General features: G+C 63.0%; 18 protein-coding genes. 10 read left to right on the forward strand and 8 right to left on the reverse strand.

Annotated elements, in window-relative coordinates:
- The first annotated feature begins 34 nt into the window (after positions 1-34).
- Complete coding sequence (locus FJ948_RS10555; protein WP_140704078.1) at positions 35-907, forward strand: NAD(P)H-dependent oxidoreductase; 873 nt, start codon at positions 35-37, stop codon at positions 905-907.
- Here the strand turns inward: FJ948_RS10555 and FJ948_RS10560 are convergent.
- On the reverse strand, positions 889-1938 hold the full coding sequence (locus FJ948_RS10560) for a LacI family transcriptional regulator (RefSeq protein WP_140704080.1): 1050 nt from the start codon (positions 1936-1938) through the stop codon (positions 889-891). The genes FJ948_RS10555 and FJ948_RS10560 overlap by 19 nt on opposite strands.
- 375 nt (positions 1939-2313) lie before the next feature.
- Between FJ948_RS10560 and FJ948_RS10565 the strand changes: the two genes are divergently transcribed.
- The 7 genes from FJ948_RS10565 (at position 2314) to mgrA (ending at position 9706) form a co-directional block, all read left to right on the forward strand.
- The gene (locus FJ948_RS10565; RefSeq protein WP_140704082.1) at positions 2314-3552 is read left to right on the forward strand and encodes an ABC transporter substrate-binding protein; all 1239 of its coding nucleotides are present in this window, start codon (positions 2314-2316) and stop codon (positions 3550-3552) included.
- Between the two features lie 98 nt (positions 3553-3650).
- On the forward strand, positions 3651-4544 hold the full coding sequence (locus FJ948_RS10570; protein WP_015315676.1) for a sugar ABC transporter permease: 894 nt from the start codon (positions 3651-3653) through the stop codon (positions 4542-4544).
- 34 nt (positions 4545-4578) lie between these two features.
- Positions 4579-5472: a carbohydrate ABC transporter permease gene (locus tag FJ948_RS10575; RefSeq protein ID WP_246677510.1), complete on the forward strand. Its 894-nt coding sequence runs from the start codon at positions 4579-4581 to the stop codon at positions 5470-5472.
- Between the two features lie 5 nt (positions 5473-5477).
- A complete protein-coding gene (locus FJ948_RS10580) occupies positions 5478-6575 on the forward strand; it encodes an ABC transporter ATP-binding protein (RefSeq protein ID WP_140705007.1) in 1098 nt (365 codons plus the stop codon).
- A gap of 53 nt (positions 6576-6628) precedes the next feature.
- Positions 6629-7375, forward strand: coding sequence for a sugar phosphate isomerase/epimerase (locus FJ948_RS10585; RefSeq protein WP_140704086.1), 747 nt, complete (start codon positions 6629-6631; stop codon positions 7373-7375).
- A gap of 11 nt (positions 7376-7386) precedes the next feature.
- The gene (locus FJ948_RS10590) at positions 7387-8529 is read left to right on the forward strand and encodes a Gfo/Idh/MocA family oxidoreductase (RefSeq protein ID WP_140704088.1); all 1143 of its coding nucleotides are present in this window, start codon (positions 7387-7389) and stop codon (positions 8527-8529) included.
- A gap of 130 nt (positions 8530-8659) precedes the next feature.
- Positions 8660-9706 (forward strand): L-glyceraldehyde 3-phosphate reductase, encoded by a 1047-nt coding sequence (mgrA, locus tag FJ948_RS10595; protein WP_140704090.1) that lies wholly within the window; start codon positions 8660-8662, stop codon positions 9704-9706.
- Between the two features lie 73 nt (positions 9707-9779).
- Here the strand turns inward: mgrA and FJ948_RS10600 are convergent, their stop codons facing one another.
- Both FJ948_RS10600 and FJ948_RS30550 read right to left on the reverse strand, forming a co-directional pair.
- Positions 9780-10877 (reverse strand): trypsin-like serine protease, encoded by a 1098-nt coding sequence (locus FJ948_RS10600; protein ID WP_140704092.1) that lies wholly within the window; start codon positions 10875-10877, stop codon positions 9780-9782.
- 316 nt (positions 10878-11193) lie between these two features.
- The gene (locus tag FJ948_RS30550; protein ID WP_224694378.1) at positions 11194-11388 is read right to left on the reverse strand and encodes a hypothetical protein; all 195 of its coding nucleotides are present in this window, start codon (positions 11386-11388) and stop codon (positions 11194-11196) included.
- Here FJ948_RS30550 and FJ948_RS10605 point away from each other — a divergent pair.
- The gene (locus tag FJ948_RS10605) at positions 11387-12367 is read left to right on the forward strand and encodes a serine protease (RefSeq protein ID WP_224541952.1); all 981 of its coding nucleotides are present in this window, start codon (positions 11387-11389) and stop codon (positions 12365-12367) included. The genes FJ948_RS30550 and FJ948_RS10605 overlap by 2 nt on opposite strands.
- Before the next feature lie 150 nt (positions 12368-12517).
- Positions 12518-14344: a hypothetical protein gene (locus tag FJ948_RS10610; RefSeq protein WP_140704096.1), complete on the forward strand. Its 1827-nt coding sequence runs from the start codon at positions 12518-12520 to the stop codon at positions 14342-14344.
- Between the two features lie 177 nt (positions 14345-14521).
- Here the strand turns inward: FJ948_RS10610 and amrB are convergent, their stop codons facing one another.
- From amrB to FJ948_RS10635, 5 genes are all read right to left on the reverse strand, one after another.
- Positions 14522-16183, reverse strand: a complete 1662-nt coding sequence (gene amrB / locus FJ948_RS10615; RefSeq protein ID WP_140704098.1) for an AmmeMemoRadiSam system protein B — start codon at positions 16181-16183, stop codon at positions 14522-14524.
- A gap of 50 nt (positions 16184-16233) precedes the next feature.
- Positions 16234-19251 carry a caspase family protein gene (locus FJ948_RS10620; protein ID WP_246677496.1) on the reverse strand — a complete coding sequence of 1006 codons (3018 nt, stop codon included), beginning with the start codon at positions 19249-19251 and terminating at the stop codon, positions 16234-16236.
- A 47-nt stretch (positions 19252-19298) separates the two neighbouring features.
- Entirely contained in the window at positions 19299-20003 is a 705-nt protein-coding gene (locus FJ948_RS10625) for a hypothetical protein (RefSeq protein WP_140704100.1), read from the reverse strand.
- Positions 20000-20380 (reverse strand): hypothetical protein, encoded by a 381-nt coding sequence (locus FJ948_RS10630; RefSeq protein WP_140704102.1) that lies wholly within the window; start codon positions 20378-20380, stop codon positions 20000-20002. Before FJ948_RS10630 ends, FJ948_RS10625 begins: the two co-directional genes overlap by 4 nt.
- Before the next feature lie 122 nt (positions 20381-20502).
- The gene (locus FJ948_RS10635; protein ID WP_140704104.1) at positions 20503-22704 is read right to left on the reverse strand and encodes a caspase family protein; all 2202 of its coding nucleotides are present in this window, start codon (positions 22702-22704) and stop codon (positions 20503-20505) included.
- Between the last annotated feature and the right edge of the window lie 187 nt (positions 22705-22891).

Below are 22891 nucleotides of genomic sequence, written 5' to 3' on the forward strand. Positions count from 1 at the left end.
CAGGGTCCACGTTTCCAACGGAGATCGATGAATCATGAAAGTCCTGCTTGTCTTTGCCCATCCCGAACCGCGCTCGCTCAACGGCGCGCTCCGTGACGTTGCCGTCAAGGAACTCCAGGCTCAAGGCCACGAGGTGCGGGTGTCCGACCTTTATGCCGACGGCTGGAAATCGGAGGTCGACCGTGCTGATTTTCCCGCTCTTTCGTCAGAAGCGCGGCTGGTGCCGGTGGCGGCCTCCAAACAAGCATACGAGTCCAATGCGCTGACTGAAGACGTCAAGACCGAGATCGAGAAGCTGCTTTGGGCCGATGCGCTGATCCTGCAGTTTCCGCTGTGGTGGTTCGCCATGCCGGCGATCCTGAAGGGCTGGGTCGATCGGGTCTTTGCCTACGGCTTCGCCTATGGTGTCGGCGAACACAGCGACAAGCGATGGGGTGACCGGTACGGCGAGGGCACTCTCGCCGGCAAGCGAGCAATGCTGATCGTGACGGCCGGCGGCTGGGAAGATCATTATTCCGCGCGTGGGGTCAACGGGCCGATCGACGACCTGCTGTTCCCGATCAACCACGGAATCCTCTATTATCCGGGCTACGACGTGCTTCCGCCGTTCGTGATCTACAGCGTGGACCGTCTCGATGAAGCTGGCTTCGGGCCCATCGCCGAACGCCTGCGCGAACGGATGCGGACACTGGCCACCACCGCACCGATTCCCTACCGGCGGCAGAATGGTGGCGACTACCTGATCCCGAGCATGCGGCTTCGTGCCGAACTGGAGGGTCCAGGAGCAGCAGGCTTCGAACTCCATGTGAAACGCGGCGCGGCCGGCCAGAACGGTTCATTGTTTCACGCAACGCACGCGGATTTGCGGGCGTCGATCCAGACAGACGCTCAGTCGGAGCCCCGATAGGCCACAACCCCCTTCGGCTCGCTCAGGCTCTGCAGAGAGCCGGGCGCAGCGCCGCCTATCCAGCCGAGCACCGAGCGGGCGAGCTCGGAGCCGGCCAGCCGGAAGTCTTCGTTGACGACCAGCAATTCATGCCGGAACAGATGCAAAAGGTCCGACGACTGTTTCGACACCACGTCGACATCGTGGCCGAGCTTGAGGCCGGCATCCTCGATACCGGCGACGATGGCGAGCGTCGCGGCCGCGGCGCTGCTGATGATGCCGTCCGGCCTGATGTCGCGCCGCATCAGCTGCGCGGTCCTCGTCCTGATCTGCTCCATCGAGTGGTCGATCGAGACGATGTTGAATGGCACCTCGCTGGCGCCGGCTTCGCTCAGCGCGTCGGCAAAGCCGTCGACCGTGTGACGGTAGTAGCTCAAACCGACCGGCGGCGTCACCAAAGCCAGCCGTCGGCGGCCCATGCCGGCGAGATGGCGTACCGCCTCGGCCGCGAAGGCGTAGTTGTCGAAATCATGATAGGGATGAACCAGCCCCATATCCGTGCGGCCATGCGTGGCGAAGGGTATGCCGCGCTCCAGCATGTAGCGGGCGCGGGGATCGTTCGGTTGCGTGCGGGAAATGATGACGCCGTCGGCCGAGCCTGTTTCGACGAGATAACGAACCGGATCCAGCGGATCCTGCGAGCGCGAGTAAGGCGTGACGATCAGGTGGTAAGGCGTGTCGGCGATGACTTCCGTCACGCCATAGATGATGTCGGAGACGAAGCTCATGATCTCCTGCTCGGTGTTGAGCACGAGGCTGATGACATTGGTCTTGCCGGTTCTCAGGCGCACACCGGCGCGATTGGGCCGGTAGCCGATCTGCTTGGCGACGAGCTGGACGCGGCGCCTGGTCTCGGCGCCGATTTCCGGCGCGTCCTTCAGCGCGCGCGACACGGTGGTGACGCCGAGCCCGGTCATGAAGGCAAGCGTCTTCAACGTCGGCCGCTCTCGCGCCGACGCGTCCTCGTTCTTTTCCGTCCGCTGTCTGTCCATTCGTCCCGCCCGTCAGGCGCATAGCAGCCACAGGCCGGGTCGGCAATCGCCGCAATCCGCAACAAGGCGTGATTTCGAGCCCGGCGTCGTTCCAATATACTGAAACGTTACAGATTGCCAATGTCGCCTGCCGGGCGATGGGTAGGACAGCGGACTTCTGGCGGGCAAATTCCTTTGGAATTCGTGGCAAACTGCCTCTCGTGGTGATTTTGCGCCGCAATGACTGCATGTTGCAGCGCAGCACGGCCGATTCGCTCCAGAATTTGTTCGCGACTCGAAAAAATGTAAGACCGCCCGCATGCTCGGGGTTGCGCCATCCCTGCAATTGCCGTATCGAAAATCTGTAACGTTTCAGATTTCTGGGAGGAAGCCGAAATGCGATACAAATTCCTGACCTCTGCCTTTGCAGCGACGGTTGCGCTCAACGTCGCCGGACCGGCGGCCGCGACCGATCTGGAAGTCACCCATTGGTGGACCTCCGGCGGCGAGGCGGCGGCGGTCGCCGAACTCGCCAAGGCATTCGACGCCACAGGCAATCACTGGGTCGACGGCGCCATCGCCGGATCCGGCGGCACGGCGCGGCCGATCATGATCAGCCGCATCACCGGCGGCGATCCGATGGGGGCCACCCAGTTCAATCATGGCCGGCAGGCGGAGGAGCTGGTGCAGGCCGGCCTGATGCGCGACCTCACCGATGTCGCCACCAAGGGCAAGTGGACGGAAGTGGTGCGGCCCAAGAGCCTGCTCGACTCCTGCACGATCGACGGGAAGATCTATTGCGTACCGGTCAACATCCATTCCTGGCAGTGGCTGTGGCTGTCGAACGCGGCCTTCGAGAAAGCCGGGGTTCCGGTGCCGAAGAACTGGAATGAATATGTGGCCGCCGCTCCGGCGCTGGAGAAGGCAGGCATCGTGCCGCTCGCGGTCGGTGGGCAGGCCTGGCAGGCATCGGGCGCCTTCGACGTGCTGCTTGCCGCGGTCGGCGGAACGGACACCTTCCTCAAGGTCTACAAGGACAAGGACGCCAAGTTCGCAGCCGGCCCCGAAGTCGCCAAGGTCTTCAAGGCGGCCGACGATGCGCGCAAGATGGCCAAGAACACCAACGTCCAGGACTGGAACCAGGCCACCAACATGGTCATCACCGGCAAGGCCGGCGGCCAGATCATGGGCGACTGGGCGCAGGGCGAGTTCCAGGTCGCCGGCAAGACCGCCGGCAAGGATTACACCTGCCTTCCCGGCCTTGGCCTGAACGAGGTCATCGCCACGGGCGGCGACGCCTTCTACTTCCCGCTGCTCAAGGACGCCGACAAGGCCAAGGCGCAGGAAGTGCTGGCCGAAACGCTGCTCGATCCCAAGACCCAGGTCGCCTTCAACCTCAAGAAGGGTTCGCTGCCGGTGCGCGGCGACGTCGACCTCAACGCCGCCAATGACTGCATGAAGAAGGGCCTCGCCATCCTGGCCAAGGGCGCGGTCATCCCATGGACGGATCAGCTGCTCTCGCAGGACAGCCAGAAGCAGAAGGAGGATCTTTTCTCGGAATTCTTCGCCAAGCCCGACATGAGCCTCGAAGATGCGCAGAAGCGCTTCGCCGACATCATCGCTTCGGCTGACTGACGACCGACGAGCCGCCTCGCTCCCGACCTTGCCAGACAGGGCCGGGAGCCCAGGCGCGCTGACTTTCCGCCCTTATCCGATCCAGCACGGCTGTACCGATGAGCAAGAGCGAACGCCCGAGCCAACTCTTCCGCAATCTCAATGCGAAGGTCGCTTCGATCCCGATGATCCTCACCGCAATGGTGGTCTTTGTCGGCGGCACCGCGTGGACGGTGCTTTATTCCTTCACCAATTCGAAGCTGCTGCCGCGGCTGAATTTCGTCGGGCTCGACCAGTATTACCGGCTGTGGGCGACACCGCGCTGGCTGATCTCGATTGAAAACCTCTTGATCTATGGCGTGATCTCACTGGTGTTCTCGCTGGTGATCGGGTTTCTGCTGGCAGCCCTGCTCGACCAGAAGATCCGTTTCGAGGACACGTTCCGCACCATCTTCCTTTACCCCTTCGCGCTGTCCTTCATCGTCACTGGCCTTGTCTGGCAGTGGCTGCTCAATCCGGATTTCGGCGTCCAGGGCGTGGTACGAAGCCTCGGCTGGACCAGCTTCGACTTCAATCCGCTCTACAATTCCAGCATCGTCATCTACGGCATATCGATCGCCGCGCTTTGGCAAGGCACCGGGCTGATCATGTGCCTGATGCTGGCGGGCCTGCGCGGCATCGACGAGGATATCTGGAAGGCCGCGCGGGTCGACGGGATTCCCATGTGGAAGACCTATCTGTTCATCATCATCCCGATGATGCGGCCGGTTTTCATCACCACGCTGGTGATCATCGCGTCCGGCATCGTCAAGGTCTACGACCTGGTCGTGGCGCAGACCAGCGGCGGTCCCGGCATCGCCTCCGAAGTGCCGGCCAAATATGTCTACGACTACATGTTCTTCGCCCAGAATCTCGGCCAGGGCTTTGCCGCCTCGACCATGATGCTGTTGTCGGTGATGATCGTCATCGTGCCGTGGGCCTATCTCGAATTCGGAGGCCGCAAGCGTGTCTGATCATGCTGTCTCCCTGGCTGCTTCCCACGCCGCCATCCGCGCCGATGCCTCCGGACCGAGCGGACCGAAGCCGCGACACATGTTTTCGCGCCGTAATATTTTCCTCTACGGTACGCTTGTCGTGGTCGCGCTCTACTACCTCCTGCCGCTCTATGTGATGGTCGTCACCTCGCTCAAGGGCATGCCGGAGATCCGCCTCGGCAACATCTTCTCGCCGCCGATGGAGATCACCTTCGAGCCCTGGGTCAAAGCGTGGTCGCAGGCCTGCACCGGCCTCAATTGCGACGGGCTGTCGCGCGGTTTCTGGAACTCGGTGCGCATCACCGTTCCCTCGGTGATCCTGTCGATCGCCATCGCCTCGGTGAACGGCTACGCGCTGGCCAACTGGCGCTTCAAGGGCGCCGACACATTCTTCGTCATCCTGATCGTCGGCGCCTTCATTCCCTACCAGGTGATGATCTATCCGATCGTCATCATCCTGCGCGAGATCGGCCTCTATGGCAGCCTTACCGGCCTGGTGATCGTGCATTCCATTTTCGGCATGCCGATCCTGACGCTTCTGTTTCGCAATTATTTCACCTCCATGCCGGAGGAGCTATTCCGGGCGGCGCGCGTCGATGGCGCCGGCTTCTGGGGCATCTACCTGCGCATCATGCTGCCGATGTCGCTGCCGATCTTCGTCGTCGCCATCATCCTGCAGGTGACCGGCATCTGGAACGACTTCCTGTTCGGCGTCGTCTACACCCGCCCAGACACCTATCCGATGACGGTGCAGCTCAACAACATCGTGAACTCGGTGCAAGGCGTGAAGGAATACAATGTCAACATGGCCGCCACCATCCTGACCGGGCTGGTACCGCTGATCGTCTATTTCATTTCCGGCAAATTGTTCGTGCGCGGCATCGCCGCCGGCGCGGTGAAAGGGTGATGGCGATGGCGGCGAACGGCACCAGCGTTTCGATCCAGGACCTGTCGCTGAACTTCGGCGCGGTCTCGGTGCTGCAGACGCTCAACCTCGATGTGGCCGAAGGCGAGTTCATCGTGCTGCTCGGACCTTCCGGCTGCGGCAAGTCGACCCTGCTCAACTGCATCGCCGGCCTGCTCGACATTTCGGAAGGCCGCATCTTCATCAAGGGCAAGAACGTCACCTGGGAAGAGCCCAAGGACCGCGGCATCGGCATGGTCTTCCAGTCCTATGCGCTCTATCCGCAGATGACGGTGGAGAAGAACCTGTCCTTCGGGCTGCGCGTCGCCGGCATCGCCAAGGACGAGATCGCCAGGCGCATCGCGCGTGCCGCCGAGATCCTGCAGATCGAGCCGCTTTTGCAGCGCAAGCCGGCCGCACTCTCCGGCGGCCAGCGCCAGCGCGTGGCGATCGGGCGGGCACTGGTGCGCGATGTCGATGTCTTCCTGTTCGACGAACCGCTTTCCAACCTCGATGCCAAGCTGCGTTCGGAACTGCGCGTCGAGATCAAGCTTCTGCACCGCAAGCTGCAGAACACGATGATCTACGTCACCCATGACCAGATCGAGGCGATGACGCTGGCAGACCGCATCGCGGTGATGAAGGGTGGCGTCATCCAGCAACTCGACGCGCCGCAGACCATCTACAACCGTCCGGTCAACCGGTTCGTCGCGGGGTTCCTCGGTTCGCCCGCGATGAACTTCGTCGAGGGGCAGCTGGAAGCTGGCGCGACGGCGGTGTTCAAGACCGGGGATTTGACCGTACCGCTCGATCGCTACGGCTTCGACGGCGCCGGCAACAAGGGCGGGCCTTGCGTGTTCGGGATCCGGCCCGAGCACGTTGCCTTTGGCGAGGCCGCGAACGCAATGCCCTTTGCCGCCGATGCCGCCGTCGAGATCGTCGAGCCGATGGGCTCAGATACGCTGGTTTGGACGAAGCTCGGCGGCCGCAATTTTTCCTTCCGCGTCGAGGCGGAAAAGACGCTGCGCAACGGCGAACCGATCCGGATCGGCTTCGATCCCGCACGCGCCTCGCTGTTCGACACCCCATCCGGCAACCGCATGTAGCTCCCGAGAAAACCATCCTCCCAAAGAATCCCCAAGCAGAACGGACAGAGACGATGAACTGGTCATTCCAACTTTACAGCGCCCGCAATTTCTTGCCGTGGACCGGCGTGCTCGAGATGCTCGGCAAGCTTGGCTACGCCGAGGTCGAAGGTTTTGGCGGCGTCTATGACGATCCCAAGGCCTTCCGCGCCGAACTCGACAAGAACGGCCTGGCCATGCCGACCGGCCATTTTTCCATCGATGCGCTGGAGAATGATTTCGATGGCGTGCGCAGGATCGCCGAAACGCTCGGCGTCAAGCTCTTGATCTGCCCCTATCTGATGGCGGAGGACAGGCCATCCGACATCGCCGGCTGGCGCGGCTTCGGCGAACGCCTGGCCAAGGTCGGCGAGGTGGCCTCGAAGGCAGGCTATGGCTTTGCCTGGCACAATCATGATTTCGAGTTCAAGGCACTCGCCGACGGCTCGGTGCCGCAGGATCATATCCTGTCGTCCGCCCCCAATATCGGCTGGGAAATGGACGTTGCCTGGGTCGTGCGCGGCGGCGCCGATCCGTTGCCCTGGATCGAAAAGCAGGGCCAGCGCATCAGTGCCGTGCATGTCAAGGACATGGCGAAGCCCGGCGAGGGGCTGGATGAGGATGGCTGGTCGGATGTCGGCCACGGCACGATAGACTGGGCCGGCCTGATCAAGGTGTTGCGTGCCAAGAGCGCTGCAAAATACTTTGTCATGGAACAGGACAATCCCAACGATATCGAGCGCTTCGCCCGCCGCTCGATCGCAACCGTCAAGAGCTACTAGGAACAACCACAATGGCAAAAAAACTGGGTATTGGCGTCATCGGCTGCGGCAACATCTCGAAGGCGTATTTCTCGCTGGCGCCGCTGTTTCGCGGCATCGAGATGCGCGCCTGCGCCGACCTCAACATGGACGCGGCCAAGGCGCGGGCGAAGGAGTTCAAGCTGCGCGCCGAGACCGTCGAGGATCTGCTCAAGGCCGACGATATCGACATCATCGTCAATTTGACCATTCCGGCCGTGCACTACGAAGTGTCGAAGCAGGTGCTCGACGCCGGCAAGCACGTCTATTCCGAAAAGCCGTTCGTGCTGTCGCTCAAGGAAGGCCAGGACCTCAAGGCGCGGGCCGAGAAGAAGGGGCTGCGCATCGGCTCGGCACCGGACACGTTCCTCGGCGGCGCGCACCAGCTGGTGCGCGAACTGATCGACGAGGGAAAGCTCGGCAGGATCACCAGCGGCACCTGCCATGTCATGGGCCACGGCATGGAGCATTGGCACCCAAATCCGGATTTCTTCTTCCAGCCGGGCGCGGGGCCGGTCCTCGACATCGGGCCGTACTACATCACCAACCTGATCCAGCTGATCGGGCCGGTGAAGCAGGTGGCGGCATTTGCAACGACGCCGGCCAAGGAGCGGACCATCAGCTCCAAACCGCGCGCGGGAGAAAAGATCCCGGTCAACACGCCGACCACCATCCATGGCCTGCTCGAATTCGAGAACGGCGCCGTGGTGACGCTCAACACGAGCTGGGATGTGTGGGCTCACGGCCATGCGCCGATGGAGCTCTATGGCGAGGCCGGAACGGTGTTCGTGCCGGATCCGAACTTTTTCGGCGGCGACGTGCGCTTCACCGAAGAGGGCAAGCCCGTCAAGAAGCTGCCGAAATGGAAGCACCCGCTTGGCGTCCCGAACGAAATGCACGGCCAGGGCATGATGGCCAACTACCGCACAGCAGGCCTCGCCGACATGGCGCTGGCGATCACCGAAGGGCGGCCGCACCGCTGTTCCATGGAACTGGCGCTGCATGCGGTCGATGTCATGACAGGCATCCTGCGCTCCGGCGAGACCGGGAAGTACGTCGCCATGCAGACGACGTGCGAGCGGCCTGCCGCGCTTGGCGTCAAGCAGGCCAAGGAACTGCTGGCCAAGAAAAAGTAGGCGCGTGGATTATCGATAATTTCCTCCTAGCCTCTCCCCGTTCCCCCGGGGAGAGGGTAAGGATGGGAACGGGTACGCTCGTCGCGGCTGCGATGACGGTGCCCCTTCCGTTCAGGTTCGAGGATCTCCCATGCCCTATATTGCCGCTGAAAACCGCTATGAGAAAATGATCTACAACCGTTGCGGACGGTCCGGCCTGAAGCTGCCGGCGATCTCGCTCGGGCTGTGGCACAATTTCGGCGACGACACGCCGCATCGGACCAAGCAGGCGATCGCCCGCAAGGCTTTCGACCTCGGCATCACCCATTTCGACCTCGCCAACAATTATGGCCCGCCGCCCGGCTCGGCCGAGACCGCTTTCGGCGAGATCCTGCGCACCGATTTTGCAAGATATCGCGACGAACTGATCATCTCGACCAAGGCCGGCTACGAGATGTGGGCGGGCCCCTACGGTGAATGGGGCGGGCGCAAATACATGCTGGCCAGCCTCGACCAGAGCCTGAAACGGATGGGGATCGACTATGTCGACATCTTCTATTCGCATCGCTTCGATCCCGACACGCCGCTCGAAGAAACCATGGGCGCGCTCGACCATGCCGTGCGTTCGGGCAAGGCGCTCTATGCCGGCATCTCGTCCTACAATTCGCAGCGCACCCGCGAGGCCGCCGACATATTAAGGCAACTCGGCACGCCCTGCGTCATCCACCAGCCAAGCTATTCGATGCTGAACCGCTGGGTCGAGGAGGACGGGCTGCTTGACACGCTCGAAGGGCTCGGCGTCGGCTCGATCGTGTTCTCGCCGCTGGCGCAAGGCATGCTGACCGATAAATATCTCGGTGGCATTCCCGATGGCAGCCGAGCCTCGCAAGGCAAGTCGCTGAAGACGGCTTTCATCAACGACCGCACCATCGCCAACATCAAGGCGCTCGACGCGATCGCGGCCAAGCGCGGCCAGACGCTGGCGCAGATGGCGCTGGCCTGGGTGCTGCGCAAGGGCAAGGTGACGTCGGCGCTGATCGGCGCCAGCCGGCCCGAACAGGTGGAAGACTGCGTCGGGGCGCTGAAGGTGCTCGATTTCAGCGACGCCGAACTCGCTGAGATCGACACTTACGCGCGCGAGTCCGACATCAATCTGTGGGCGGCCTCCGCCGAGCGCAAAGGCCCGCCGAGAAAATAGCGCGGCCCAGAAGCCTGCAAACCGAAACGGCGGGAGCATTCCCGCCGTTTCCTTATCCGAGGTGACTTTGGCTTCAGGGCGTTTTTGGCTTCATGGCCGTGCCCAGGCCCGGCTTCGGCTTTTCCGGAGCTGGAGCCTTGGTCTTCATCTTCTCATCGATCCAGCCGGTGTAGTTGGCCAGCCGCGTATAGATGCCATAGGCGTCCTTATGGCCGCAGGCGGCACTGCCGTCGGCCGGCCCTTCACCCCAGGAGACGACACCGAGCTGGACCGGACCGTCGCTGCCGGTCATGAACAGCGGGCCGCCGCTGTCACCATTACAGGCATCGCGTACGCCGCTCGTGGTACCAGCGCAGATCATGTTTGATGTCAGCGGGTCGGTCATGTCGGCGGCGATCGCGTTGGCGGCGGCATCGATGCCCTTTTCCGAATAGCGCATGCGGTGCGACAGGTCGCCGAGCGCGGCTTTGAGGTCATGCGCGTAGATGGCCTTGATGCCGCTGTTGCAGGCGCTGTTCGGCTGAAGGTCGAGATCGGCGACCATCAGCGTGGTCGGGAAAGTGCCGTCCTGCATCTTGCCCCAGCCGGTGACCGTGGTCTTGCCGGCCTCGGGCGTCGCCTCATGGGTCAGCTTGATCGTCGGCGCATCGGCCGGCTCGGCCAGCCTCAGCAGGCCGAGATCATTGTCCAGCGTCTGCTCGCTGTAGCCCTCGTTGACGATCACTTCGATCACCTTGTGGCGCTTGCCTTCGCTGAGATCCGTGGCTCCGGTCAGCACGGTCACAGTGTCGGGTGAGATCGGACGGCCCTTGTCGTTGAGGCAGTGCGCGGCGGTCAGCACCCATTGCGGCGCGATCAGGCTGCCGCCGCAAAACTGCGCGTTTGCCTGCGAGGCGGGGTTCTCGTCCAGCCGGTTGCTGGTGAGAAGCGCGACCTGGAATGGATAGGCGCCCTTCTCGGCCTGGTTGCCGCCATAGACGCGATCGGCGCCGTCGGGATTCTCAGCCGCTGCCTTGGCCCTGGCTTCGTTCACCCGTTGCATCGGCGAGACCGCCGCTTCCGGCCTGACGGCGGCCTCGTCCGCCCGCCCGGTGTCGATCGAAGTGACGGCAGCGGCGATGCCAAGCAGCGATGCGGCAACGATTGGCCCGAACCGATTTGTGATGTGCACCTGAACCTCCTGAGACAATTCTCCCGCGCGGATCGACGCCGGGCATTGTGCAAGGAGGTTCCGGTTCGACGAGCCCGCACACGTGCCGTATCGAAACGGCGCGCGATCGGTCACAAAACCGAATCCCACTTTTGCTAACCGTGCCCGCGAGTAGAACCCGCGCAAAACTCTATAGCCCCCCACGGGCTACGTGGAAGCGATTTGTCATTGCCAATGTTGGATTATTTTAGGCAGTATATCGCTGACCGGTCTTTTTGTGGGGGCTTTAGATTGACCATGGTAAACAACGACCGGGTGGGCGCGTCGCCAGGCTTGCTCATTTTTTGGCGCCACCACGATCTCGACAATATTTCTGTATTTTGATCCAGTCCTTGCTGACTTTTTGGGAGAGTCTCACCATGACAAAACTGACATACGCTATGATTGCATCCGCATTGCTTTCCACGGCGATGTGGGCGGTTCCTGCTTTCGCCGATCCTGGCTCAGCCAGTTCCGGCAACGGGGAAAGCATGCGGGACGTGACTTCGGGCGACTTCAAGCCGGGGCGGGCAAAACCGATCACGACACCGAAACTTACCGATGAAGACAGCCGCGCCGCGCCGCTCACCGACGAAGCGACGGCTGTCAAATCCTATGGCATCGTCGGACGGTCCGCCGATGGCAAGGAGATCAAGATCGAGCCGAGCGAGGCGCTGCGGGAACTGATCATCAAGCAACTGAACGCCCCGGCCGATGGGCCGGAAGGCACCCAGCGCAAGACCGAGGATCCTGATCTTGGCGAAGGCGAAGCCGGTCGCCAGGTTTTCGGCGCCGACGATCGCGTGCAGGTCAAGAACACCAAGACCTATCCGTTCTCGGCCATCGGCTATCTCGAAGCCAAATCGCCGAAAACCGGCAGCTTTGGTAGCTGCTCGGCGACGCTGATCGGTCCGCGCACGGTGCTCACCGCCGCGCATTGCCTCTATAGCCATGAGGACAAGGACTGGCTGGCGGACTATCTGTTCGTGCCAGGTCTCAACGGCAGCACCGCCGATGACGCCCCGTTCGGCGCCTTCACCTTTGAAAGCGCCTATGTGCTGCAGGGCTTCATCGACAACTACCAGGGCTATTACGGTTCGGTGATTCCATGGGATCTCGGCATCATCACGCTGAAGCAGGATGTCGGCACCAATCTCGGCTGGCTGGGCTACGCCAACTATGACGATCTCGGCGACTTCACCGCCAATCTCGTCGGCTATCCCGGCGACAAGCCGATGGGCACGATGTGGAAGGCAAGCTGCGAGGTGCATGCCGAAAACATCGCCCCGGAATATTTCCAGTATGACTGCGATACGTTCCCGGGGTCGAGCGGCAGCTCGGTCTATGCCTATGACAACAACTCCAAGCAGCGCATCATCACTGGCGTCAACGTGGCGGAGAGCCCCGACGCGAACACCGCGGTGCGCCTGAACGCCGCCAACATCCAGTGGATCAACAGCCTTTACAAGTAATACTCGTAACGGCAGTTACAGGAAGGCGGCGGATCAATCCCGCCGCCTTTTTCATGCCGACCCCTCCGTGCGGCTTCTCTTGCACGCGGACCGCGCCCCGACTACGCTTGATCGGCCCAAGGGGTTGGGCATCCAAAGGGGGCGAGGAGCATGGCGCGGGCAAGGGCAGTGCTTGGTATCGCGGCCGCATTCATGCTGGCCACGCCGACGCTTTCACCGGCTTTCGCCGATTCGGCCACCATCCCCGGCGCCTGGGCGGAACGCGTGCAGATCCTCTACCAGAGCGACACGCGCTCGGTGCTGCGCAGGGCGGTGCGGGTGTGGGATTTCCATCCGGAGAAGGGCCTCGACTTCACCTGGGAGCCGGCGGCGGGCCAGTCGCCCGACCGGACGATCGCTCAGGATGAGACGATCAACGGCAAGGGCCGACTGGTCTGGCGTGTGCGTGGTTCGGCGAGCTACGATCCCAAGACCATCTATTCCAGCTATTTCGGTGACATCATAAACGGCCGGCCCGACGGGCAAGGCAGGCTCGAATTGCGCTCGGGCGAGTTCTTCGATGGGCACTGGCTCGAAGGAGAACTCGACGGAAAGGGCATCCATGTCGATGCCGAGGGCAATCGCTATGAAGGACAATTCGTCAAGGGTGTCCCGAACGGCGAGGGCAGGTTGCTGTCGAAGACCGGCGAAATCTTTGCCGGCTCATTTGTCGATGGCGTAAAGAACGGCAAGGGCCGCACACGGCTCGCTGGAGGTACGGTCTACGAATCCCAATGGATGATGGGCAAGGAAATCGGCGGCACGCGGCCCGACGTTCTGGCCGACGCCAAAGTGGGCGGACTGCTCAAGGCACAGGCCGGCGGCGGCGATGCCGACAAGGTCGAGATCGGCGTCATCGTGGACCAGCGCATGACCCAGCAGGCCGACATGAAATACCAGCATCTGGTGCGCGACGAGGACGTCGCGATCTATCCCGAGGACAACCTCTACAACGACGCCTGGAACGGCACCGGGCAGATCAATACGACCAATGTCCATGAAGGTCTGGATTGGGAGGACACGCCGGCCTTTGCCGAGGTCGATCTGAGCACGACGGACCAGTCCAGGGTCAAGCTCGACAGGCTGGAGATGAAGGTCGCGGCCAGCGACGCCTACCGCAAGCCGATGCTCTCCATTTCGGAGCATTTCGGCTGCGTCGGCTTCCGGCCTGATTTCTCGGTCATGAACAGTGGCTGGGGCGACGCCAGGGACATGAAGATGTCGATCCAGTTCACCACGGTGGACGAAGAGGGCAATCCGACCGGCCAGCCGAGCCGCATGTTCACGAAGGATGTCGGTGCTTTCGGCGACGGCGTCGATGTGTCGATCAAGAGCGTCCTCGACGAGGCCGGCGTCGACACGGCGAGCCTGGAAACAGGGCGTTTCCCCTGTCCGTCGGTCGACAGTCTCGCTGTCTGCCGCAGCCAGCTCACCAACAAGATCAAGTTCGGCGAGGTTGGCGACTATCTCGGCAATTTCAACCAGGCGATGACGCTGAACGCGATCGGCAAGTTCGACTATTCCTGGGCGGACGATGAGGGCAATGTCTATCAGCAGAGCGAGCCGTTTCGCGCACAGATGACCATGGCGGTCTTTGAGGTTCCCGAATCGATGGCCGAATGCGGCGACGGCGGTGGCGGTAGCCCGGAAGCCATGCGCTACCAGAACATCGAGTTCCCGATCGGCAAGCATGACTACACCATTGCCATGCCGGTGCGCGGCAACAAGAACGTCAGCGCCTATACGGCGCGGTTGAAAATGTGGTCGGCGATGTCGTCGATCCACCGCTTCAGCATCGCCGCGCATTTCGCCGACGGCAGTGTGCGCGAGAGCAAGCCGGTGAGCTTCTTCTATTTCCGGCCTAAGCAGTCGCTGTTCGAAACCAAGACCGAGCCGACGGCGTGCTATCTGCCACGCCAGATGATCGGCTGCGGCTAGGGTGGGTCAATTGGGATGAGGCCGGCTTGCGAACGGCGGTCTCCTGCGCTTTCCCATTCTACTGCGTCGCAGTAGAACCGAGCTCACGTACTTAAGTACGCTCCGCTCCGGTTCTCGGAGCCCACCATTCTCAGCTCGGCCTGATCCCAATCTCAACCCACCCTAAGTCAGAAGCGCTTATTTGCGGCCCATTTCGAAATAGTTGGGTAGCGGGATGAGCCTGGTGAAGATCGTGCCCTGGGCGAAGACGCGCAGTTCCAGCATCGAGCCCGACGAGCGTTGCGCGCTCTGGTCGAACAGGAAATTGCCGAGCGAATAGACCTCCGCCACATCGCCGCCGGCAAGCGGCACGATCGCCTCGCTCGACACATGCGGATGACCACCGACGATGGCCGTGACGCCGCGCAAACGCATCTCGTCGGCTAGCCTGGCTTCGCGTGCCGAGGGTTCGGTCTTGTACTCACGGCCCCAGTGGACGAAGGCGACCACCGGCCGCACGGCATTCTCGTGCAGCAACCGGTCGAGCAAGGCAGGGGTGAGCAAGTCGGTGTTATCAGACCCGTTGGTGTCGATGTCGGTCAGGCCGACAAGGTCGAGATCGGCAAGCGCCAGCGTCTCGCCCTGGCCGAAATGCGGAATGCCCGCCTCGTCCAGCGCGCGCAGCGTCTCGGCATAGCCCGACGGTCCCAGATCATAGGCGTGGTTGTTGGCGAGGCCGACCCCGGCGACATGCAGCCGCTTCAGCATCTCGACAGCCAGGCCCTGCGGCATTGCCAGCGTCATGTCGTCGATCGCTTCCGGCACGTTGGGCAGGATGACGCCTTCAAGATTGACGATGAGCGGCCGTGAACGGGTCAAGGACAGGATGCTGTCGACGATCCGGTCGGCGATGCCGTCGCGCAGCAAAATCCTCTTCATGGCGCGGCCGAAATTCACGTCGCCGGCGATATAATAGATCTTGTCCTTCGGCCGTGCCGGGCTGTTGAAACCGGGGCCGAAGGTACCGAACAGCGCCACCACATAGCTGGTGGTGCGCTCGACATAGTCGGACGTATGTTCCTGCGAATTCTCGCTGGCGACGACCAGCGGCTGGGCGCCGAACAGTTGGCGCTGCAGCCTGGTCTGGATATAGAGCGCGCCAACGGAGTCCGCGTGATCGGGCTGGCGAAGCGCCGCGATGCCGTCGAGAGAGCCGGCGGCCAGCATGTTGATCGACTGCTGGTCGAAACGGCGTGCCTCGTGCTGCGGCAGATAGTGCGAGAAGTCGGTGGATTCGACGATCAGTGTGTCCTGGTCGACGATGGCCTTGAGCGCCTCGGCAAGCCTGTCCCAGTCGCCGCGCTTCGCCTTCACCGACATCGCCACCGGAACGATCTTCGCCTCGGGGAAATAGTGATGCAGGAAGGGCAGCATGGCGCGCACGCCATGTTCCTTGTCGAACAGGCAGGATTCTTCGACCATGTCGCCGTTCTTCTCCAGGAGGCGCACGGCGTCGGTGTCGGCCATGACCGGGCCAAGCACGGTGTCGAAGCCGCGCATGGAGGTGGCATAGAGCTTGTGCGTCTTGTGGAAATGGTCCGGCGACAGGATGACGATGCGCTTGTAGCGGAAGCCCGAGGCTGCGTGGAACCCCAGCGCCACCAGATCGGCGGCCAGGAGATGATGCGGCACGGTGATGCCGGTCAGCCGCTGGTTTGAGGGCTCGACACTGGCGACATTGGCGATGGCATCCTTGAACAGAGTGGCGTCGTCGTAGAATGGCGGGAAGTTTTCCATGCCGGGCGGGCAGGTGACGGGTGCGGCAAGGGTTGGGAGGGGGAGGAAGAACAGGATTGCCATAGCCGGCCAGATTCGCGCGAGAGGGGTGTCTGGGCGCCGACTTTTGATGCTCATGGCTCGGCCAACACGATGTTCTCCACGCCGCCGACATAATAAAACGGCTTCTGCTTCGAAGCGGTCAGCCGTACCACCTCGCGCGAGATGAAATCGGCGAGGCCGAACAGTGTCACGCCGCCATCGGAAGTCCTCGCCTTGCCGCGCAGGCCCTCGAGGATCGAGTAGGTGAAGACGCCGTGGCCGAGCTCGGGCAATTCGGCGGCGGTGTTGTTGGCGGCGGTGGCCGAGAAAACCACGATGCGCGCGTCCTGCGCGTCCTTTTCCAGGCGCGGATTGAAGGCGTTGGCGGCGTGGCAGGTGTCGAGCAGCATGAAGCGCATGCCCTTGGCCCGCTCGACCGATTTCTGGATGTCGGACCAATCGACCAGCGAGGAGCGCTTCCAGCGCTCCGCATCCTGTTTGCGGCCGTCGGTCGGGATGAAATAGTAGTCCTCGTCGATGTTGATGCCATGGCCGGCGACGAAGACGAGGGTGGTGTCATGTTCGCCCGGCCTGTCGAGGAAGTCGGCGAGCTGGTCGTCGATTGTGTGCGAGTCCGGCTCCATGATCTTGTCGGCACTGGCAACCTTGTAGGTCTGCTGTGCCTTGTCGGGGTTTTCGTCGAGCGCTTCGCGATTGACCAGCACCAGCGTCTCCATCGACGAGAACAAGGGCGCCGATTTCTGCGCGACCACCTTGAGGAATTCGGTGGCGTCGTCGACGGGGTAGCGCAGGTCGCAGGCCCGACCGGAGCAGGCATCGGTCAGGAACGGGTATTTGTCGACGCCGATGACCGCGACATAGAGCTTGCCCTTGGCCTCGGCCTTCTCGGTCTTCCTCGCCAGCGCGGTCACGCTGCGCTCGGTCAGATAGCCATATTCGTTGGTGCCGGTGACGCGGATGGTGTTCTGGCCATTCTCGACCGGCACCTCGACAATGGTTCTGTCGCCATCGGCCGAGCGGGTGGCGATGTCGCCGACGTTGCGGCTGTTCGACAGGATAGAGAAGCCGGCGACATCAGCGCCGGCCTCCCTGGCGCCCGTGATCTCGACGGCGACGTAGCCGTCGCGAACCTTGCTCTGGTCGTCGGCGACGCGGATGCCGAATTCCGGCGGCTTGCGCTGGAGAAGCTTCTGCAGCTCATTGTCGACACCCGGCCGCATCTCCTGGACAGCCTGCCTGGCGCTGCGCAGGATGATGGCGCGGCGCACCATTTCCGGGCTCCAAAGATATTTTTTCAGCTGGCCGGCGCGGACGAAGCGGCCTTCATGGTCGCGGCCCTGGTTGACGTGCCAGCCGATCAGCTTGTCGCCCTCGTCGGAGGAATAATAATAGCCCTGCGGCATCCAGGCGATCCATTGCGACCCGGTAAAGAACATCGACACGATCAGTTCGTGCGTCTTCAGGTTCCAGAGCCGGAGCGTCTGGTCGGCGCTGCCGGTGACCAGCAGGCCGGCCTTTTGCGAGGCGACCATGGCGTTGACCTCGCCGGTATGACCGGTGAATTCACCCGATACCCTGGCGGTGGCGGATTTGTATTCCAGCAGCGTGCCGTCATTGCCGCCAGTGATCAGGCCCAGCCCGTTGTCGATCAGGGTGTAGGCGGAATGGGCAAAGCCGTTGGTGGCGTCGTTCTCGATCGTGCGCACGACCTTGCAGTCATGGACGATCTCCAGAACCGCGTTTTCCAGCGCATCCTTTCCGCCGGCCGTGGCGTGCAGCGACCATTGTCCGTCACTCAGCATGGCGCGGGCAAAGGAGTTCGGCTCCGTCAGCGGCTGCGGGCCATCGAAGAACCGCTCGGCGGTGGGCAGGTCCAGTCTTCGATCCAGCGCCCCCAATTGTTCCGGGCAGGCAATGCGCTCGGGGCAGGGGTTGGCATCGCCCCAGGCGATGACGCCGTTGGCCGCATCGATGCCGACCGCGGTCACCGGTTCGCCCGATCCCTGCAGCAAGGCCTTGCGTTCGCCCGTCGCCGGATCCCAGATCTGGATGGCGTTGCGGGTACCGCCGGCGGTCGCCACCAGCGAGCCGTCGGCATTGGCGGTGCTGGCATAGACGGTGCCATCGTGACCGGCATAGTCGAGCACCTTGTCGCCGGTGCCGGTGTTCCAGACGATGGAGCGATGCTTGTCGGCACAACGATAGCCGCAGGAGGCGACCAGGCGTGATCCCTTGGCGAAGCTCAGCGAGCCGATGAGGAAATCCTGCTTCGGCATGGTGCGCACCAGCTTGCCGTCAGCCGCATTCCTCAGCTGGACCTGTCCGTCCCCGCTGCCGGTGGCAAACAGGCGGCCATCCTGCGAAACCGCGAGCGCCATGACGCCGACGTCGCGCAGCGGATCGGCGTCGGCGGGCAAGGCGATCTCCTCGCCCTTCGTCATATCCCAGAGCCGGATCCCATTGTCAGTCGTCGTCGCCGCCAGCCGGGTTCCCGCTGCGGCGAAAGCCAGTTTGTCGATGTGCCAGGAATCGGCGTCGAGCTTCTTGTCCAGCGTCCACCCGGCCGCGGATTTGTCGTCGAGCTTCCAGAGATAGACGACGCCGTCGGCGCCGCCGGCAGCCAGGGTCTTGCCGTCGGGAGAGAAGGCAAGGTCATAGGTCGCGTAATCGGCGGCCTTGAGCACGGCTCTCATCCTGCCGGTGGCGACGTCGAACAGCCTGATGTCGCCATAGGGCGGCTTGTCGCCGAGTCCGGCGCCGAAATAGCCGCCGGCGGCGATCGTCTTGCCGTCAGGCGAAACCGCGACGGCGAAAATTTTGCCGTCATTGCCGTTGCCGAGGTAGCCACGGAGGGTGCGCAGGCTGACGCCGCTTTGCCAATCCCAGATGCGGATGGTCTTGTCGTCCGAGGCCGAGACGAGTTCCTCGCCATCGGGCGTGAAGGCGAGATCGCTGATCCGGGCGCTGTGGCCGCCGGTGTCGAGATCGAGGTGGAAATCCGGGGCGTCCTCGGCATGGGCGACCGACGCCGAGACCAGGGCTCCGGCCATGGCGAGCCAGCGGCAGGCGCGCATGAGGCGGAAGCTCACCCCGGCCCTTGTCATCCCGGCCCTTGTCATCCACGGCCTTGTCATCGTTATTTGGTTTCAGCCGACGGTTGCCCGCTGCGCACATAGGCTTCGATCGCGGTGGCGAAAGTGGGTGAGCCCGCCTTGCGCTGCCTGTCGATATAGCCAGCAAAATAACTCCAGAAGGAGACGGCATAGTCGCGGAAATAGGCGTCGGTCACCTTGCGCGAACACAGGTCGCCATCGACGCAGAAGGAAAGCCGGTTGAGGAAATAGACGATGCGGTCGAAATTCTCATTGAAGTCGGCCAGCGGCATGTCGCCGCCCGAAGCGCTCATCGCCTCGATGCCGATGCGCTGCCTGAAGACCTGCTCCTCGGTCGAGGAAGGGTTGGCGCTGAGCAGATTGTCATATTTGGCATTGAGGGCCGCGAGACGGTCTTTCAGCGCCCGCTGCGCCTGCTGATAGTCCTTGGTCTCCCATAGCTCGACGAGCGACATGGTCTGCTCGACGCGCTTCTGTTCCTGATTGGCCAGGAACTGATAGACCGAGAATCCCAGGGTAAAGATGATGGCGAAGCGGACCAGCATGCCCGACCAGGCATAGACGAGCATGCGCCAGTCCCGGTCGGTGAAGGGGTTGCTTTCCTTCTTGATCTCATGGGCGCTGGGCCAGGGGAAACCTTCCGTGGTTTCCGGCAAGGCCTGCTTCGCCGCCGTTTTTGCCGGCACGGCAACCGCTGTCTGCTTGGGCGCCCCCGCCGGTTTCTTCATTTGCAGCTGTCCAGTTCGATGGTGGCGGAGGGATCAAGCACGACGCCCGGCGTCTCGAGCTGCTTCTTCAGGCAGGCCAGCTGCGGGCGCGAAACGATGAACTGCATGTCCGGCTCCGCCGGTGCCTTGTTCGGCGACGGCAAGGCCTCGACGATGCCGCGCGAGGCGCAGCCTGATAGGTCGACCACGATCGCGTCGCTGCTGGCCTTGGCGAACTGGTCGTACTGGTCGAGAAAGCAGCTCGCCAGTTCCGAATTGATGACCACCTGCTTGGCACAGAGGCCGCAGGCGTCCTGCGCCGACGCACTCGCGATCAGCAGCATGCCGCCGGCAAGACCGGCAACCGTCGCGCGCCAGGAAAATACGGACTTTTTCACAATCGATCCCACCCGCTTCATGCGGCCGTCATGCCCCAAGGGCCGCAGCCTGCAATGTTCTCATATCGCGCCGATCGCGCAAGGGCCGGCGCGGCAGGGCCGAGCGGCGCTGGCGCCAGAGTTCAGGCGCGCGGCACTGTCTCTATCGGGAAGATCATTACCGCGCCCTTCGGACCGCTCTTGTCGGCAAGCCGCATCACCGATCGGGTCGACGGCGCCATGCCGATATCGGCGAGCATGTCGGAGAAGCCGGCGGGGCCTATCCCGCGTGTCGCCGAGGCGACGCCATCCTGCTCCAGGAAGCTCAGGTCCTCCTTCTCGCTCTCCGGCGGTGCCTCGGTCAGCACCGCGATCATCCGTTCCATGCCGAAACTGACGTCGGAGAATTTCAGCAACCCCTGCTCGAGCGTTGCTTGCGGCGCCAGCCGCTCGGCTATGATGTGGGTGATCGAATAGTCGCTGCCGACATAGAGCACATTGATGTCGACCAGCTGGTCCGAACTGTTCTTGGCCAGCACATGCACCTGGTCGTCCGGTGAGACGCGTGGCACCACTGAAGCCTGCAAGGGTTCGAGGCCCTCCTTGTCGCGACGCTTGACCTGGAATTGCACGTCGACGTCCTCGGGCTTGTAGTCGGAGGCCGCGGCCAGCCTGGAAAGCCCGGTGGCCCGGAAGATGGTGCGCAAATTCCTGGTCGTCGCATCGACGAGTTTCTGGCGGTCGTCGGCGTGGATGATGATCAGCGGCGGCTTGCTGCCATCCTTGAAGGTCACTTCGCCCGAGGCCGGCAGGAACCATAGAGCCGGCTTGTCGGTGGCGTTCTTGTCGGCGCCGGCAATGGCGTTCTCGCGCATCACCGCGAAGCGAAGCTCGGCGCTCTTGCCCGGATCGACCAGTTCGATGTTGAAGCCGGTCTCCTTGGCCGCGGCCAGTTCGTCGAGAACCGAATTGACGAGTGCTGTTTCCGCCTCCAATCCCTTGGTCGCGGCCGGCCGCGCGACGGCGAGCCTGTAGTCGACGGCGATCTCCGCCACCCGGGCATAGGCGTGGGCGGGGATATCGGCGACTTTCAGCGCCGGCTTCTTGTCGAATTCGACCGTCTTGACGCGGCTCTCCAGGTTCTTCGCCGATTGCACTTCGAGATAGCCGACCGCGTCGGACAGCGATGACAGCGCCGACGGCAGGATGGCGAGCTTGCTGCCGGGGGTGAGGCGATGCAGCAGACCGGCGCCTATCGTCGCCTCGCCGTCCTTGACGACGATGGGCCACTGCATGATCGCATCCGTCTTGTCGGTGCCGAACACGCGCGCGTCGAGTTCGCCTTCGAACAACGGCGTCGGCCGGGTGCGGCTGTCGGCCGAATATTGCTGCAGCACGGCCTGGCCGAGCTGCCGGTAGGTGATGTCGGGGTTTTCGGCGAGCTTCGACAGGATGGTGAAGGTGAACAGGCCAAAGCGTGGCGCATCGGGCGTGCCCTTGGGCAGCGGCATCTCCGGCGTCGTCTCGACCGTCTGCGCGGCATAGAAGGCGACCAGCTTGCCCTTGCTGATCGGCTCGCCGCCGGTCGGCGTCAGGTTGAAGGCAGGCTTGCGCTGGCCGTTCTCGTCGAGGCCGCGCGATGCGCTCGCGACCGTGTCCTCATAGGCCTTGATGGCCGCCGCCCTGGCGTCCTCGTCGCCGCCGACCAGATCAGCGAACTCGACCTTGCGTTCGAACTCGTCTTCGACATCGACCGCGCGGGTTGCCGTGCCGGAATGGCAGCAGTCGAACACGGCCCAGACGAAGGCGCCCTTGTTCCTGATGGCGTCGAGCGCGTCGCCGATCTCATTGTCGACGAGCGCGTTCGGCACACCGGCGTCCCTGTTGATCCACTTCTCGATGTCGACCGGCAGGAAAATCTCATCGAGGCCGTCGGTCTCGTCGCCCTTGACCCTCTCAGGCTGCTGGGCGCCGTGGCCGGACAGATGCAGGTAGACGAAGTCGTCGCGCTGAACCTTGGCCGCCAGGTCCGCCAGCCCGGCCTTGATCGCCGCATGGGTCGGCAGGTCCTTGGCGCCGGGCACGTCCTTGGCCAGCAGCGTGACGTTCTCCGGCGCGAAGCGCACCGGATCAGGCACGTTCTTCAAGAGATATTCGTGCACCAGGCCGGCATCGTTCTTCGGCCCGATCAGCCAGTTTCGCTGCGGCAAAGCAGGATATTCGGTGCAGGCGACCAGCAGCGCATGGTAGGTGCGCGAAGCGGCCCGCGCGCGGAACGACACCGCACCGGCGGCCATCAGCGCGGACGTGCCGACAAGCAGCGTCCGCCGTGTCAATTTGATCATGTTGCTTCCCCAAGCCCGAACCAATTTCCCAAGCGTGGCAAACTTCGCCGAAGATTTTGTCAGTATTTTGAATGCCGCTCCGCTATCAATCCCGCCACTGCCGTTACATCGGCACGTCGTCGATTGGTCCGGCTACAACAGAAGAGTAGCAAAGACCGCGGTTCGTCGCTATCTGATTGGGATCAGG

The organism is Mesorhizobium sp. B2-3-12 (assembly GCF_006442205.1).
Classification (GTDB): domain Bacteria; phylum Pseudomonadota; class Alphaproteobacteria; order Rhizobiales; family Rhizobiaceae; genus Mesorhizobium.